General features: G+C 43.0%; 15 protein-coding genes. 2 read left to right on the forward strand and 13 right to left on the reverse strand.

What is annotated here, in order from left to right:
* Nucleotides 1-32: 32 nt before the first annotated feature.
* Entirely contained in the window at nucleotides 33-1,028 is a 996-nt protein-coding gene (locus tag OQ279_RS02070) for an NAD(P)H-dependent glycerol-3-phosphate dehydrogenase (RefSeq protein WP_266068102.1), read from the forward strand.
* A 140-nt stretch (nucleotides 1,029-1,168) separates the two neighbouring features.
* Here OQ279_RS02070 and OQ279_RS02075 read toward each other — a convergent pair whose 3' ends face one another.
* From OQ279_RS02075 to OQ279_RS02090, 4 genes are all read right to left on the reverse strand, one after another.
* Entirely contained in the window at nucleotides 1,169-1,564 is a 396-nt protein-coding gene (locus OQ279_RS02075) for a hypothetical protein (RefSeq protein WP_266068103.1), read from the reverse strand.
* Nucleotides 1,564-1,731 carry a hypothetical protein gene (locus tag OQ279_RS02080; protein WP_266068104.1) on the reverse strand — a complete coding sequence of 56 codons (168 nt, stop codon included), beginning with the start codon at nucleotides 1,729-1,731 and terminating at the stop codon, nucleotides 1,564-1,566. The genes OQ279_RS02075 and OQ279_RS02080 overlap by 1 nt, the downstream gene beginning before the upstream one ends.
* Complete coding sequence (gene pheS, locus OQ279_RS02085) at nucleotides 1,728-2,747, reverse strand: phenylalanine--tRNA ligase subunit alpha (RefSeq protein ID WP_266068105.1); 1,020 nt, start codon at nucleotides 2,745-2,747, stop codon at nucleotides 1,728-1,730. Before pheS ends, OQ279_RS02080 begins: the two co-directional genes overlap by 4 nt.
* A 99-nt stretch (nucleotides 2,748-2,846) precedes the next feature.
* Nucleotides 2,847-3,203, reverse strand: a complete 357-nt coding sequence (locus OQ279_RS02090; protein WP_266068107.1) for a hypothetical protein — start codon at nucleotides 3,201-3,203, stop codon at nucleotides 2,847-2,849.
* Between the two features lie 47 nt (nucleotides 3,204-3,250).
* Between OQ279_RS02090 and OQ279_RS02095 the strand changes: the two genes are divergently transcribed.
* The gene (locus tag OQ279_RS02095) at nucleotides 3,251-3,781 is read left to right on the forward strand and encodes a CvpA family protein (protein ID WP_266068108.1); all 531 of its coding nucleotides are present in this window, start codon (nucleotides 3,251-3,253) and stop codon (nucleotides 3,779-3,781) included.
* A gap of 31 nt (nucleotides 3,782-3,812) precedes the next feature.
* Here the strand turns inward: OQ279_RS02095 and can are convergent, their stop codons facing one another.
* From can to OQ279_RS02140, 9 genes are all read right to left on the reverse strand, one after another.
* Complete coding sequence (gene can / locus OQ279_RS02100) at nucleotides 3,813-4,448, reverse strand: carbonate dehydratase (protein WP_266068109.1); 636 nt, start codon at nucleotides 4,446-4,448, stop codon at nucleotides 3,813-3,815.
* A gap of 69 nt (nucleotides 4,449-4,517) precedes the next feature.
* Nucleotides 4,518-6,068: a SulP family inorganic anion transporter gene (locus OQ279_RS02105; RefSeq protein ID WP_266068165.1), complete on the reverse strand. Its 1,551-nt coding sequence runs from the start codon at nucleotides 6,066-6,068 to the stop codon at nucleotides 4,518-4,520.
* A gap of 163 nt (nucleotides 6,069-6,231) precedes the next feature.
* The gene (locus OQ279_RS02110) at nucleotides 6,232-6,522 is read right to left on the reverse strand and encodes a hypothetical protein (RefSeq protein ID WP_266068110.1); all 291 of its coding nucleotides are present in this window, start codon (nucleotides 6,520-6,522) and stop codon (nucleotides 6,232-6,234) included.
* A 145-nt stretch (nucleotides 6,523-6,667) separates the two neighbouring features.
* Nucleotides 6,668-7,417: an SH3 domain-containing protein gene (locus OQ279_RS02115; protein ID WP_266068111.1), complete on the reverse strand. Its 750-nt coding sequence runs from the start codon at nucleotides 7,415-7,417 to the stop codon at nucleotides 6,668-6,670.
* Nucleotides 7,414-9,177, reverse strand: a complete 1,764-nt coding sequence (locus tag OQ279_RS02120) for a BatD family protein (RefSeq protein WP_266068166.1) — start codon at nucleotides 9,175-9,177, stop codon at nucleotides 7,414-7,416. The genes OQ279_RS02115 and OQ279_RS02120 overlap by 4 nt, the downstream gene beginning before the upstream one ends.
* Nucleotides 9,178-9,183: 6 nt before the next feature.
* Entirely contained in the window at nucleotides 9,184-10,065 is an 882-nt protein-coding gene (locus OQ279_RS02125) for a tetratricopeptide repeat protein (RefSeq protein ID WP_266068112.1), read from the reverse strand.
* Nucleotides 10,065-11,105, reverse strand: a complete 1,041-nt coding sequence (locus OQ279_RS02130; RefSeq protein WP_266068113.1) for a vWA domain-containing protein — start codon at nucleotides 11,103-11,105, stop codon at nucleotides 10,065-10,067. Before OQ279_RS02130 ends, OQ279_RS02125 begins: the two co-directional genes overlap by 1 nt.
* Before the next feature lie 12 nt (nucleotides 11,106-11,117).
* Nucleotides 11,118-12,122, reverse strand: a complete 1,005-nt coding sequence (locus OQ279_RS02135) for a vWA domain-containing protein (protein WP_266068114.1) — start codon at nucleotides 12,120-12,122, stop codon at nucleotides 11,118-11,120.
* Nucleotides 12,122-13,756 (reverse strand): DUF4381 domain-containing protein, encoded by a 1,635-nt coding sequence (locus OQ279_RS02140; RefSeq protein ID WP_266068115.1) that lies wholly within the window; start codon nucleotides 13,754-13,756, stop codon nucleotides 12,122-12,124. Before OQ279_RS02140 ends, OQ279_RS02135 begins: the two co-directional genes overlap by 1 nt.
* Nucleotides 13,757-13,763 lie beyond the last annotated feature (7 nt).

Below are 13,763 nucleotides of genomic sequence, written 5' to 3' on the forward strand. Positions count from 1 at the left end.
TTGCTTATTTTTGGTGACACAATTACCATTCTATGGAGAAATCGCCGAAATTTGCCGTTATAGGCGGAGGGAGCTGGGCTACAGCTAATGTAAAAATGCTTTGTGAGAACCTCGACGAGGTTACCTGGTACATGCGAAGTGTTTATGCTATTGAACACATTAAAAAACAGGACCACAACCCCAATTACTTAAGCTCGGTAGAATTTGACAATTCTCAACTCTATCTCACCAGCGACATAAACGAAGCCGTTAGACGGGCAGATGTATTGATCTTTGCAATTCCTTCAGCTTTTCTAAAGCGGGAACTCGATCATCTCACTGAAAGCCTCCAGGACAAGATCATCTTTTCGGCCATTAAAGGAATTGTACCCGAAACCAGTCTTATTGTGGGTGAACACTTCCACAAGACTTACAACATACCTTACGAAAACATTGGGGTAATTACAGGGCCGTGCCACGCAGAAGAAGTGGCACTGGAGCGTCTTTCTTACCTCACCATTGCCTGTTCTGATGAAGAGAAGGCAAAACTGGTTGCCAAACACCTTAGCAGCGACTACATCACCTGCAAAACAAGTGATGACATTGTGGGTACCGAATATGCTGCAATGCTGAAGAATATTTACGCTATTGCTGCAGGTATTGCTCACGGCCTTGGGTATGGAGATAATTTTCAAAGCGTCTTGATGAGCAATGCCATAAGGGAGATGAAGAAATTCATCAAAAAGGTACATAAGATGAAACGGAATATCAACGATTCGGCTTACCTGGGCGACCTTTTAGTGACGGGATATTCTACCTTTAGCCGTAACCGGATGTTTGGAAATATGATTGGAAAGGGCTACACGGTAAAGAGTGCACAAATGGAGATGAGCATGGTAGCCGAAGGTTATTACGCTACAGACAGTGCTTATAAAATAGTGCAGGAAACGGGAGCTAAAACTCCTATTATAAACGCCGTTTACGGAATTTTATACCAGGGAAAGGAACCAAAGAAGGTTTTCAATAAACTGGCCGAGAAACTGGACTGATACGGAGACCTGCGAGGTTTTTGAAACCTTGTAGGTCTTTCATTCTGATAAGACCTACAAGGTCAAAAAAAGACCTTGCAGGTCTTCCAAATATTTATCGCAAATATACTCCTCTCCTTTACAGAGGCGGGGAAGAGGTTTTACTTCAGCAGCACGCCTTTCTTCGGCATTACCGGAAGGTCTTGCAGGGCTTTTTCATTGATGCTGTTCTTCTGGAAGACAAATTTCTTGTGAAACATCTTTCCTTCAGCAAAAAAAGATACTGAGAATTCGTTGTTCAGTTGCAACACGTCGTCCTGCAAAAATTCCACTTTAGCAAAAGATTGCGGCGGCAGGTTGGTTATACTGTGCCTCATGGTTGAAGTTTCCTTCTTTCCGTCGTAACCTTTAGAAACAATCAGGACTCCTTCAATGGCTTCGGCACGATCATTTATAAGGTAGATGTTCCAGTCAAGGCTGCCATATTCCTCGTGTTTTTCACGTACGGCTGCTATGAATACATTCTTCACCTGCGGGATATCAATATCCTTTTTCACTAACGATCTAATTTGCTTTTAGCCCATTTGTACACACCCCATAAAATTAATGCGGCAACAACCACTAAAATTGCTCCTATTGTGAATTCAATGATCTCAATAGCTACTAATAGGATGATGATCGCAACTGCAATGATTCCAATAAATACCAGGCCTGCTGTTTTCATATAGACGATTTAAACTGTTCCAGAAATCTCATGTCGTTCTCATAGAACATTCTAATATCCCCAATTTGGTAAAGCAGCATGGCAATTCTTTCTATTCCCATTCCAAAAGCAAAACCTGAATATTCTGAAGGATCTATGTTACAATTGCGAAGTACGTTTGGATCTACCATACCGCAGCCCATGATCTCCAGCCAACCCGTACCTTTTGTGATGCGGTAATCGGTTTCTGTTTCAAGGCCCCAGTAGATATCAACCTCTGCACTTGGCTCTGTAAAAGGGAAGTAAGAAGGGCGCAACCTGATCTTAGATTTCCCGAACAACTGCTTTGTAAAATACAACAAAGTTTGCTTCAAATCTGCAAACGACACATTTTTATCAACATACAGGCCTTCTACCTGGTGAAAGATACAATGTGATCTTGCTGAAATTGCCTCATTTCTGAAAACCCTTCCGGGAGAGATCGTTCTAATTGGCGGCTTGTTATCCTCCATATACCGCACCTGTACCGAAGAAGTATGCGTGCGCAACAGCACATCGGGGTTGGTTTGGATAAAGAAAGTATCCTGCATATCCCTTGCCGGGTGGTATTCCGGAAGGTTTAATGCAGTAAAGTTATGCCAGTCATCTTCCATCTCGGGCCCTTCAGAAACATTGAACCCAATATTGGAAAAGATCTCGATGATCTGGTTCTTTACGATAGAAATTGGATGGCGCGCACCTATCTCAACCGGCTCCCCGGGGCGTGAAAGGTCTCCGTAAACCCCTTTCTCCTCCTCGCGGCTCTCCAGTTCTTCCTTTAATTTCTGAACTTTATTGGTAGCAGCATCCTTCAGCTCATTCACCGCCTGCCCAAATGCTTTTTTCTCTTCATTGGGCACCGCCTTAAATTCAGCAAAATACCCGTTCAAAATGCCCTTTTTGCCAAGGTATTTTATACGAAAATTTTCAACTTCATCTTTAGTATTCGCCGTGAAGGCTTCAATTTCAGAGATATGCTCCTTAATAGTTTCTGTCATGGTCCCTTGTCTTTAGGAAGCTGCAAATTTAGGAAAATAATACGGCACTCCAACTGTGGGTGCCGGTGCAATATTTGGGTAGCTAACCTGCCAAAAATGTCATTTTATATATTCCTTTTCCAAAAAGTACTGCACTATAGCTTCTTTCATGAGTACCGCCTGTTCTCCGGGTTTTAAGGTCGGCAGGTTTTCAACCACCTTATAATGAGGCCAACCTTCATCATCAAAATATTCAAATTCATAGTAACCATAAGGCTCCAGGAGTCGGCAAATGGCGATGTGCATCAAATCGAGCTTGTGATCTTTTTTGAATTTCCTGTGAATTTGCCCCAGTTCCTGCAGGCCAATTATATATATGATAGCATCGAGCTCGAGCTTCTCCCCGTCGGCAAACTGCTTTGAAAGTTTAGTTTCGACCTCGGCCCAACGTTGTTTTAATTGTTCATCTCTAGACATGGCGCAAAGATAATTACTAAGAACCGGAAATTGCTATCTTTGGGAATATGAATATCCTGGATCTGCTGCTTAGCATTTTTCTACTTTTAGGGCTTGTAAGAGGGCTATTTAAAGGCTTCTTTGCAGAACTTGCAGCCCTGTTGTCTCTCATTTTAGGAATATATGCTGCCATTCACTTTTCGGGCAGCACCTATGTTTTTCTCGGTTCCTTTATCAACTGGGATGAAAAATACCTGAGTATCCTGTCTTTTGCCCTTACCTTTTTCGTGGTGGCGCTCATCATTTCTCTGGCGGGGAGCTTTCTCACCAAAATGGTACATATGGTGGCACTGGGTATTATCAACAGACTGGCAGGTGCAGCTCTGGGAGTGTTAAAAATGGCATTTTTGGCAAGTATTTTTATAATGTTCGTAGATGGCTTTGAAGTCTTTGATGCCGAAGAAGCTACGAAAGAAGAATCTGTATTATACGCCCCGGTGAGTGTACTTGCACCGGCAATTCTTCCTACTATTATTAAAGAAATAAAAGAAGGGGATCTTTTTGAGACTTCTTCTGAAGCTGAAACAACTCCAAAATAATCTCCGAAAAATCCCCTTTTTGGAAGGTATATTAGAAGTTTAACTGGTAAACCTCGTCCAGTTCAGAATTGTTGCTGATGTTTACACCCAGATCTTTGATAATTCCTGAGCCAACCCCGTACACAGCGCCGTGCAGGAATAGATCCTGATTGTTGTTCCATGCATTTTGAACAATAGTGGTCTTAGCCAGGTCATAAACCTGCTCTACCACGTTCAACTCAACAAACCTGTCAAATCGCTCTTTTTCATCAGCAATACTATCCAGTGTATTCTTATGCACACGGTACACATCTTTTATATGACGAATCCAGTTGTCTATAAGCCCGATAGACTGGTTCTTCATTGCAGCCTGCACACCCCCGCAGCCGTAGTGGCCCACAACCATCACGTGTCTTACTTTTAAATGATTTACAGCATAATCGAGCACACTTAACATATTCATATCGCTGTGTATAACCATATTGGCTATGTTTCTGTGAACAAAGACTTCCCCGGGTGCCGCCCCAATAATCTGGTTGGCTGGTACACGGCTATCTGCACAACCTATCCAAAGAAGCGGTGGCTGTTGTCCCTTTTCAAGTCTTTTAAAAAATTCAGGGTCTTTACTTAACTCATGTTCTACCCACTCCTTGTTATTCTTTAATATTTGATCAAATAATTGTGCCATTTTATTTATTATTTAGTTTTTTAGATTCACCTGCTATAGCAGGCATATTCTGTTTGAATTTAGTTTGTCTTAAGCTGTCTTAGGTCTCATAAAGAACTGCTGATAGCTGGACGGGTTTTCTACCGTGCCTCTTTGAGAAATAATTTTAATGTTAATTTTTTTCTCTTCTGCCTTGATTCTGAAATCATCAAATATCTCTATAATATCACTATCAAGATAATGAGTTTTGCTCACATCCATGATGAGATATGAATTTTCTTCAAGCCGATTAAGCTCTTTTATAATTGCCCCTTTATTGATAAAGGTAACTTCTTCGGCCAACCTCATTTTCACCGTCTTTTGCCCGTTTTGCACATCCTCTTTATGCAGGAAGTAAGAGTTTTGGTAACTCTTGATAAGGATCACACAAATACCAACCAGTAATCCCATGGTAATCCCTACCAGCAAATCTCCAAAGATAATACCTACTACCGTAACTATAAAGGGTACAAATTGCTTCCATCCGGCGTTGTACATCTGCACAAAAAGCTGCGGTTTTGCAAGTTTATAACCCACAAGAAACAACACGGCCGCAAGTACCGACAACGGAATGAAATTAAGGATTGTAGGAATAATAATTACAGAGATAAGCAACAAAAATCCGTGGATGATGGCAGAGAGTTTGGTTTGCCCTCCAGACTGGATGTTAGCCGAACTTCTTACAATTACCTGTGTGATAGGTAAACCTCCAATAAATCCGGAGACAAGGTTTCCGGTTCCCTGTGCAAATAATTCCCTGTTTGTAGGCGTAGTTCTTCTATGAGGATCAAGCTTATCTGTAGCTTCTACACAAAGAAGGGTTTCAAGGCTGGCAACAAGCGCCATAGTAAAAGCCGTGATCCAAATCTCTGAACTTCCAATCATTTTAAAGGAAGGAAAAGTGAATTGCCCTATAAAAGAGTCAAAACTATCAGGTACGGGCACGTTTACCAGGAACTTCTCATCAATAGCAAACATGGAGGAATCACGGGTTACAATAAAGAAAATAATTCCTACTACCACTGCCACGAGCGGCCCCTGTATCAACCTAAAGATCTTGCTTTTCTTAGTAAGCACCGAGTCCCATAGAATGAGGATCCCCATTCCTATCAGGGCAATTACAGTAGCCCCCACACTTATACTATTAAAAGCATTACCTATTCCTTCAAGAGAATAAATATCCCCAATGTTTCCATCATATCCAAAGAAGTGCGGGATCTGTTTTAGAATAATAATTATCCCAATTCCCGTCAACATTCCTTTAATTACAGACGATGGAAAATAGTACCCGATGATCCCGGCTTTGAGCACACCAAATAAGATTTGGATAACTCCTGCCAAAACCACGGCTAAAAGAAAGTCTTCATAACTTCCCAAACTGGCAATTGCGGCAAGAACTATTGCCGCCAGTCCGGCAGCGGGGCCACTCACCCCTACGTTAGAACCACTTATGGCTCCAACCACAATACCTCCAACAATTCCGGCAATTAATCCTGAAAATAAAGGTGCGCCACTGGCTAAGGCGATTCCTAAACAAAGTGGTAAGGCGACAAAAAATACTACAACACTGGCCGGCAAATCACTTTTGAGTTGCTTGAACATAAAATATATACGTTTACTCACAGGAACTTCTTTTGCTCCTGCAATTGGTTATTAAAATTTGATAAAAAATGAAAGGCCTTGCCAAAAGTGCAAATACAGCACATGGAATATCTGGGCCGCAAAAGTGCAGCCACATAAAAGCAGACCTAAAAAACGGATATAATTATGTGTTCTTGGGCGGGGGAGAAATTACCTCCAGGTAAACCGGATAATAATTTTTGGTGTAAGAAAAATTTTCTTTTTGATGGCCTTTTAGATATTCAATACTAACGTGATTTGAATAATTATCTTCTATTACAGTTTCAAAAGAAGAAAGGTTTTTTGAAGAGTTTTCCTCCTCGTTTGCGGTAAAGGCAAAAGATATATCTACAGAATCATCTATTAAAGCAATAGTTGTAGGCCCCACAATAAATGTGAGGAAAACAAAGAACAATATGTAAGCGATCTTTTTCAAAGGTTACAAAAATAACATTTTTGACGAGTGTCACAAACCTTACCACCCCTCAAAGTCCTCTAAAACACCGGAATTGTGGAAATTTTCAATTCTTTTTAACTATGGGAAATAAGCGAAATTTATACTTATTTGCAGAAAGACTGATTTACAACCTTTTGAGATTGTCTTCTTCTAACCATCCCCGGCTTCCGTTGGGCAGCGCTATTTCTACCCAGTCCTGGAAATTTTCAGTGATCTTCACCTTCGCCCCTTCATGAAGTAAAAAGGCATCTTCGGCCCTGGGAGAGGGTTCGTTCTTTATTTGTACTTCTTCAGAAAAAACAATAGCATAATTACTCTCCTTATCAAAGCTCTGTTTTGTCGCAGCCACTACTGCTGAAGATATAGCCATCACCAAAAAGAACATCGCACCTATAAACAGCAGCCTTTTCACCAAAGTTTTGTTACTGAAATAGTAAACAAGGAAAAAGACCACAAACACGAGCATACAAAAAATAGCTACCAATCCCCATCCTGAAGCTGAGAACGCTGCAGTAGAGGTGTCAAAAATGCCTCTAAAGCCTGCCTGTTCTTCCTCTCCTATGGCGTCAATCGCCATGTTCCTGGCAAAGCCAAGATTATTGTGCACGTCTTCATCACCGGGTGCGAGTTGCAATGCTTTTTCGTAATGGAAAATACTTGGCGCGACCCGGTTAAGCTTATAATAGCTATTTGCGAGGTTGTAATGCAGTGCTGCCGAAGTTTGTCCGTTTTCCAGGATCTGTTCGTATTGTGTTATGGCTTCCTCATAATTTCCTGCAGCGTAAGCTTTATTTGCAGCCTCAAAAACCTGAGAGTTCTGTGCTGTTGCACTTAAGCTGAAACACAGTGCCAGTAAAAAGATCAGCTTTTTCATACTTGTTTATCCAATTCTGAAATTACACGTACTGCCTTATCATAATCCTGCTGCATGGCCACATTTGAAGCCGGGGTGTAGCGGGCAAATTCACAGCTCTTAAGCAGTTCATTAAATTCTGCTACTGTGCCTGCATTAGCACCTCTGCTTTCCAGCAGTTCCTTTATGCGCTCCTTGCTCATCTCGCTGGTTTGTATGTGCAGTTTTGCCTTTAAATAATTGTGCAATGCCCTTTCCAAAGATTCGTAGAACTTGGTTTGGTCTCCCAGGTTCTTTTTAGCTTCAGACAAATATTTGCGTGCCAGTCGGTCAGCTTTTCTTATTTGGTTACCCCGCACATCACCTGCTTTTGCCCGTCTTCTTTTTCCGAAGAGAATTACCAGCGGAATGAAAAGCAACGGACTCAAAAACAAGGTCCAGAATAAAGCCGATCCCATAAATGCTGTATCTCCAATAGTTTTTAAAGAAGTATTGAGTTTGATATACCTAAATTGATTTGTCGCAGCTGGCACCTGTTGTGCTACCGCAGACTGATTACCACCCGGCGTGGCACGGCTTCCTGCCGGCGCTGCCTCAACTTCGAGCAGGATCTCCTGTGAAGTAAGGGTTTTGTAGGAACGGGAATCAAGATCAAAGTAACTAAAACTCACCGGCGGAATAGGAACCTTGCCTTTGGCCTGTGGCACAAGTGTATATTGATTAGCAATGCTTCCCTGCATCCCGTTGATCGTGGTGTTTACATTTTCAGTATACTCCGGCTCATATTTTTCCATAGAGGCCGGTACTGTTAACGGTGGAAGATCAAATAATTTAAGGTTCCCCTGGCCCCGCACCTCAACTGTAGCCTGTAAAGATTCTGTTGCCCTAAGTTCAGTTTTGTCTGTGGTAACTTTAAGGTTAAGATTTTTACCCACAGCCCCTGTAAAATCGCCAGGGCGGCCTTCCTGTGGCAGCGGTTTTACATCAATCACCCGGTTACCCGCAGCGACTACTTTATCTACTGTTTCGTAGAACCTGTTTCCAAAGATATCCCTTCGGTTGCCCGGAACTTCTACTGAAATATTCAATGTAAGGGGTTCTATATTTAGTTTTCCGGTCTTCTGCGGATAAAGGACTGTTTTCCGAAGTACTACAAAGCGATAAGGCTCTCCTTCATAAGTGCCGTTTTCTACTTCCAGCCTTCTAATGTCAATATTCTGACTCCAGAAATCACTAAACTTGGGGCTATCAAGCTGCCGCCAGTCACTCACGTTAATCCGCGGACTCACATACAGCTTGTACACTACCGTAATGGCTTCATTGAGATAAGGATTGGTGTTGGAGATTTCTGCCACCAAATGAAGATTTTCTGAAGCCACATACTCTGAATTCTCCCCATCGGTAGGCTGATCTACGGCAGCCGTTACCTCCACCTGTACTGGTGTTGTTTTATAAAGCTTACCATCAATTGTGATCTCGGCCTGCCCAATGGTAAATTTACCACGCCCTTTTGGGGCAAGAAAATAGCTGTAGGTTTTAGAATAAGTCCGTTTGCCGTTGATCCAGCTGTTGCTCACCGCCTGGTTGGGACCTCCCACTACGGTAAAATTGGTGAACTCTGGCGGATTAAAATTATCTCCATCCTGGTTCATCTCAAAATCTACCCTAAGGCGCTCATTCACCCCCAGCCTGTCCTTACTTACCTTAGCCTCAAACTGCACCTGCCCAATGGCAAGACCAGAGAGTAGTAACATTACTAAAAGTACCAGTTTATGCTTCATCATTAACTACCAGTCTTTTTCTGTTTGCACAGGAACTCCTTTAGCCTTTTTGGCATTTATCCTTTCCTGAACTTTCTTTTCTTCATTTCCCATAGCTTCCAGTAAATTCTTCACCTGTTGTGGTGAAAGCTGGCCCGGTCGCTGCTGTGGCTGTTTAGGCTGCTCTCCTTCTTTTGGCTGCTCCTGTTTTTTCTGTTCTTTATCATCGGGTTGGCCGGCTTTGTCTTTCTTCTGCTCGCCTTCCTTGTTCTCATCTTCTTTTTTATCGCCACCTTCCTTTTCATCAGGCTTGCCATCTTCGTTCTGCTCCTTCTCGCCTTCGCCGTCCTGCTGCTCTTTTTGATCCTCTTGCTTTTGTTGATCCTGTTGATCTTTCTCTTTGCTGTCGCCGCCGCCACCTTGTTTTTGCTCTTCTTCCAGCATCTTTTTAGCCAAAGCCAAATTGTAGCGGGTCTCGTCGTCTTTAGGATTATTGCGCAGGGACTGCTTATAAGCCTCAACAGCTTCACTATACTTCTTTTGCTTCATATAGGCATTCCCCTGGTTGTGAAAAGCATCGTGTTTTAAAGGCTTTTCTTCGGCTGTTGCTGCAGCACCGCGATGTCGCTCCAGCGCCTGATACGTTATATCTTTGTTGTAGTAAAGATTTCCGAGGTTGTATTTTGCTTCGGCATTTGCCGGGTCTTTTGCTATTGCCTTACGGTAATACGCCTCGGCCGTAGCAGGGTCATTATCTGCCAAAGCAGCTTCGGCCTCCTGCATATACTTTCTTGCAGCTTTAACTGCTGCTTCAGGATTTTCCTGTGCACCTGCAACCAACGGAAAAGAAAAAAGCAAACCCAAAAACAGCATTTTTGGCAGGTGTGGTTTCATCATCCTATTCATCATCAGCTTCTTTTTTCGTTAAACAAATTTAACCTTTTTAACCAGGAAGTTTGTCGCTCAAGCAAAAGTATATCGAGCAACAGGAAGAGCAGACCCAGGGCTAAAAACCACTGAAACTGGCTTTTGTAATCGGCCACCTGCTGGGATTCAAACTCCTTCTTGTCCATATTCTGAAGAATGTCGGTCACTTCTTCCACTACCTGCGCTGTATTACTGCCATCAATATATCTGCCGTTTGCTTCGGAAGCTATCTCCTTCAGGGTTTCCTGGTCAAGCCGGGTGATCACCGTTTCCCCCTGATTATTTTTCTTATAATTCTGAACTACTCCGTTCCTTTTGATGGGAATTGGCCCACCTTTAGAAGTTCCCACTCCAATAGTTACTATCCTGATGCCTTCTCGGGCGGCTTCAGCAGCAATATCTTCAATATTACCCTCATGATCTTCCCCGTCGCTAATAAGGAATAAAACCCTATTGGTTTGCTCGTCATCATTAAAGTAGGACTTAGACAGCTCAATCGCTTCCCTAATGGCTGTTCCCTGCGATGAAAGCATGTCGGTATTCATGCCCTGCAGAAACATTTTTGCCGCAGCATAATCTGTCGTGATTGGCAACTGCGGAAAAGCACTTCCGGCATAAGCTATGATCCCCACGCGGTCACTCTCCAGGTTATTGATGATTTGGGTTACCAGTTGTTTTGATTTCTCAAGCCGGTTGGGGGCAATATCTTCGGCCAGCATACTTTTCGAGACATCTATTGCAAAAACAACATCAACCCCTTCCCGTTTTACAGTTTCCAATTTTGTGCCAAACTGCGGATTCACCAGGGCAATAACAAAACTGGCAATAGCCAGGCAAAGCAGCACAATTTTAAGCACCTGCTTTCCGGTAGAGCGATTAGGGCTCAACCTGTCCAGCAACTCCTTATCGGCAAACTTCCGCTGCGTTCTTTTTTGCCAAAAGATGACCATGGCATACAGCAGTACAATGACCGGGATACCTATCAATAACCACAAGTAAGTCTTATCTTCTAACAAAAACATCTTATTCTCTTTTTAAACAAAGCTTCTGAAAATAGTAAATCTCAACAGCACTTCCACCAATAACAGGAATCCTGCCAGTAAAATCAAAGGCCGGAATTTCTCTTCATAATTATAGAACCTGAATTCTTCTATTTCAGTTTTTTCCAATTCATCTATCTCATCATAAATTGCCTCGAGGGACTTATTATCGGTCGCCCGGAAGTATTTTCCACCCGTGGTTTCAGAAATATCTTTTAAAAGAGCTTCATCGATCTCTACCGGTACCCTGCCGTACTGGAAACTTCCGTTAGGTAAAATTGCTATGGGAGAAAGTGCGGTTCCATTACTTCCCACTCCAATGGTATAAACCTTAATCCCAAATTCCACTGCCAGTTCGCTGGCAATCTTTGGATCTATAAAACCGGCATTGTTCATCCCGTCGGTAAGCAGGATCACTACTTTACTTTCGGCTTTGCTGTCTTTTAATCTATTTACTGCTGTAGCGAGGCCCATTCCAATTGCGGTACCATTTTCGAGTACATTATTGTATTCAATATCTTCAAGCGCACTTAGCACTATACTCTTATCACTTGTAATTGGGGTTTGGGTAAAACTTTCCCCGGCATAGACTACTAGCCCAATTCTATCTGCAGGACGGTTTTTCACAAAATCGGCTGCCACTTCTTTTGTAGCTTCCAGCCGGTTGGGATCTAAATCGCGTGCGAGCATACTGGCCGAAACATCTATAGCCATGACAATGTCGATACCAAAGTTGCTGCTGGTACGAGAAGAGACATCAACGCTGCGGGGCCTGGCCAGGGCAGTGATCACCAGCGCAAGAACCAACAACCTGAGCACCATGAGAATGGGCCGCAACTTCCCTAACATACCGGGTTTAGCCTCAAAACCTTTGATGCTCGAGATCCTGAGTTCGGCGGTTTGCCGGTGTCGTTTCCAAATGTACCAGCCCAGGGCCAGTGGCAAAAGCAACAATAACCAAAAGAACTGCGGATCTTCAAAAACTAATCTTTCGAACATTAATTGCTGTTGTTTATAAGTTCAACCGATGTGGTGATGCGCTGGGCGATCTCATCGGCATATTTGTCATTTTCATTATAGATCACTACCACCTGCTGGAATCCTTCTCCCATTCCGAAGTTTAGGATAGTGTATTCTTTGGAAACAGGTTGTGATTTTTCATCTTTTTGAAGGCTCATGGTTCCAAATATTTTGAAACCGGGAGCTCCGTTCAAAGTTTCATAACCTTCCTGTTTGGTGATGATGTTCTTTGCACCGTTAGCCTCAAGGAAGGCATAAACATCTTCTACAGCCATCTCCACATCAAAATCTTCACTGGCGGGGCGCGTACTTACACTTACAAACAGGTTGGTATCAAGGCTGCCAAAGTTAAAGGTCTCTTTGCCCTGCGACATTCCTACGCTATCGCGGATATTTCTTACCAACACATCGGGCGTGGCAATAGTAACAGACGGCGTACCATATTCACTGGAGATCCAATCGCTCTCAAGCATCTCTTTACTGCTGTTCCCAATGTAGGTGTCTGTGAAATATTCTATCCCGCGGGTAGAAATGAGGTATGCAGCACCTGCACTTATAAGAAGTACAACTGCAACGATCCCAAAAATGATCTTTTTGACCTTCCTTTTTCTTTCAAGTCGCTCCCTGTATTCACGATCTCTCAACAGTTCTTCTTCTGTTGGCTGCGGGATAGAAGCTTTAGTGTCTTTTATAACATTTTCAACACTGCTGCGGTCTTCTTTTGCCGTAAGCACATCGGGTTTGGAGTTGGCAAATTTTGCAAGATCGGCTCTTTCCAGTATTTCTTTTAAGCGGCTAATGGTGGTGTTTTCCAGTTTCAGTTTACCCTTGTCTCTTTCGGCTTCAAGGTAGGTGATAAGCTCATTGGTGGTACTTTCCAGTGCATGGTCATAGATCTCTCCATCAAGGTATCGCCTTACTGCGGCAGAGAGCTGGGAGTAGTATTCTTTTATTTCCCGTTGCTCCAAAAGATGAGAATCGTCCAGCTGCTTTAGCTCAAAAAGTGCACGCTCATAAGGCGGAAGCTGTTTTGCAGCCTCTTTTCTCTTTTTCCTGCTCCTGTAAAGCAGATATGCTACTATCCCCAAAAGAATAAGCCCCAGCAGCCACCAGAGCCAGGTGGGAACACCAAAGGCCGGCGGTACTTCAACAGCAGGTTTTATGGGAAACATTTTTTGTTTGGTAGTATCAACTACCACATCATTCACTACCACCGAAAACGAATCGGTGCGAAATTCCCTGTCGTTTATTAAAACACGCTGCCGCGGAATAGAATAGCTGCCAGAATCAAACTGAGTAAGCGCATATTCGCGGGTAAGGCGGTAACGGTCGCTTATCTCGCTGGTGTCTATTGCAAAAGTCTCTATCATTTCGAGCGGAGAGAAGCTCTGCCCTTCGGGAAAAACAACCAGGTCTTCACGACTGGTTTCCACAGCCAGTTTATAGGTGATCTGCTCCCCTATCTTTATCGTAGTGGTGTCTACGGAAGCAGAAACTTCCTGTGCCTGCCCCCTAAAATTGTTAAGCAGCAGAAAAAATGTACACAGGCAGAAAAAGAGAACGCTCTTCGCGGGGGTGTCAAAAATGCCATTCTGCCTTACTATTTTTTGCATTGGTATT

Source organism: Salinimicrobium profundisediminis (assembly GCF_026241755.1).
Lineage (GTDB): Bacteria > Bacteroidota > Bacteroidia > Flavobacteriales > Flavobacteriaceae > Salinimicrobium > Salinimicrobium profundisediminis.

Excerpts from the sequence above, each read along its gene's own strand:
- pheS (WP_266068105.1), bottom strand. The coding sequence starts at position 2,747 with ATGACAGAAACTATTAAGGAGCATATCTCTGAAATTGAAGCCTTCACG.
- OQ279_RS02125 (WP_266068112.1), bottom strand. The coding sequence starts at position 10,065 with ATGATGAATAGGATGATGAAACCACACCTGCCAAAAATGCTGTTTTTG.
- OQ279_RS02095 (WP_266068108.1), top strand. The coding sequence starts at position 3,251 with ATGAATATCCTGGATCTGCTGCTTAGCATTTTTCTACTTTTAGGGCTT.
- OQ279_RS02115 (WP_266068111.1), bottom strand. The coding sequence starts at position 7,417 with ATGAAAAAGCTGATCTTTTTACTGGCACTGTGTTTCAGCTTAAGTGCA.
- OQ279_RS02140 (WP_266068115.1), bottom strand. The coding sequence starts at position 13,756 with ATGCAAAAAATAGTAAGGCAGAATGGCATTTTTGACACCCCCGCGAAG.
- can (WP_266068109.1), bottom strand. The coding sequence starts at position 4,448 with ATGGCACAATTATTTGATCAAATATTAAAGAATAACAAGGAGTGGGTA.
- OQ279_RS02070 (WP_266068102.1), top strand. The coding sequence starts at position 33 with ATGGAGAAATCGCCGAAATTTGCCGTTATAGGCGGAGGGAGCTGGGCT.
- OQ279_RS02080 (WP_266068104.1), bottom strand. The coding sequence starts at position 1,731 with ATGAAAACAGCAGGCCTGGTATTTATTGGAATCATTGCAGTTGCGATC.
- OQ279_RS02130 (WP_266068113.1), bottom strand. The coding sequence starts at position 11,105 with ATGTTTTTGTTAGAAGATAAGACTTACTTGTGGTTATTGATAGGTATC.
- OQ279_RS02135 (WP_266068114.1), bottom strand. The coding sequence starts at position 12,122 with ATGTTCGAAAGATTAGTTTTTGAAGATCCGCAGTTCTTTTGGTTATTG.
- OQ279_RS02090 (WP_266068107.1), bottom strand. The coding sequence starts at position 3,203 with ATGTCTAGAGATGAACAATTAAAACAACGTTGGGCCGAGGTCGAAACT.
- OQ279_RS02120 (WP_266068166.1), bottom strand. The coding sequence starts at position 9,177 with ATGAAGCATAAACTGGTACTTTTAGTAATGTTACTACTCTCTGGTCTT.
- OQ279_RS02105 (WP_266068165.1), bottom strand. The coding sequence starts at position 6,068 with ATGTTCAAGCAACTCAAAAGTGATTTGCCGGCCAGTGTTGTAGTATTT.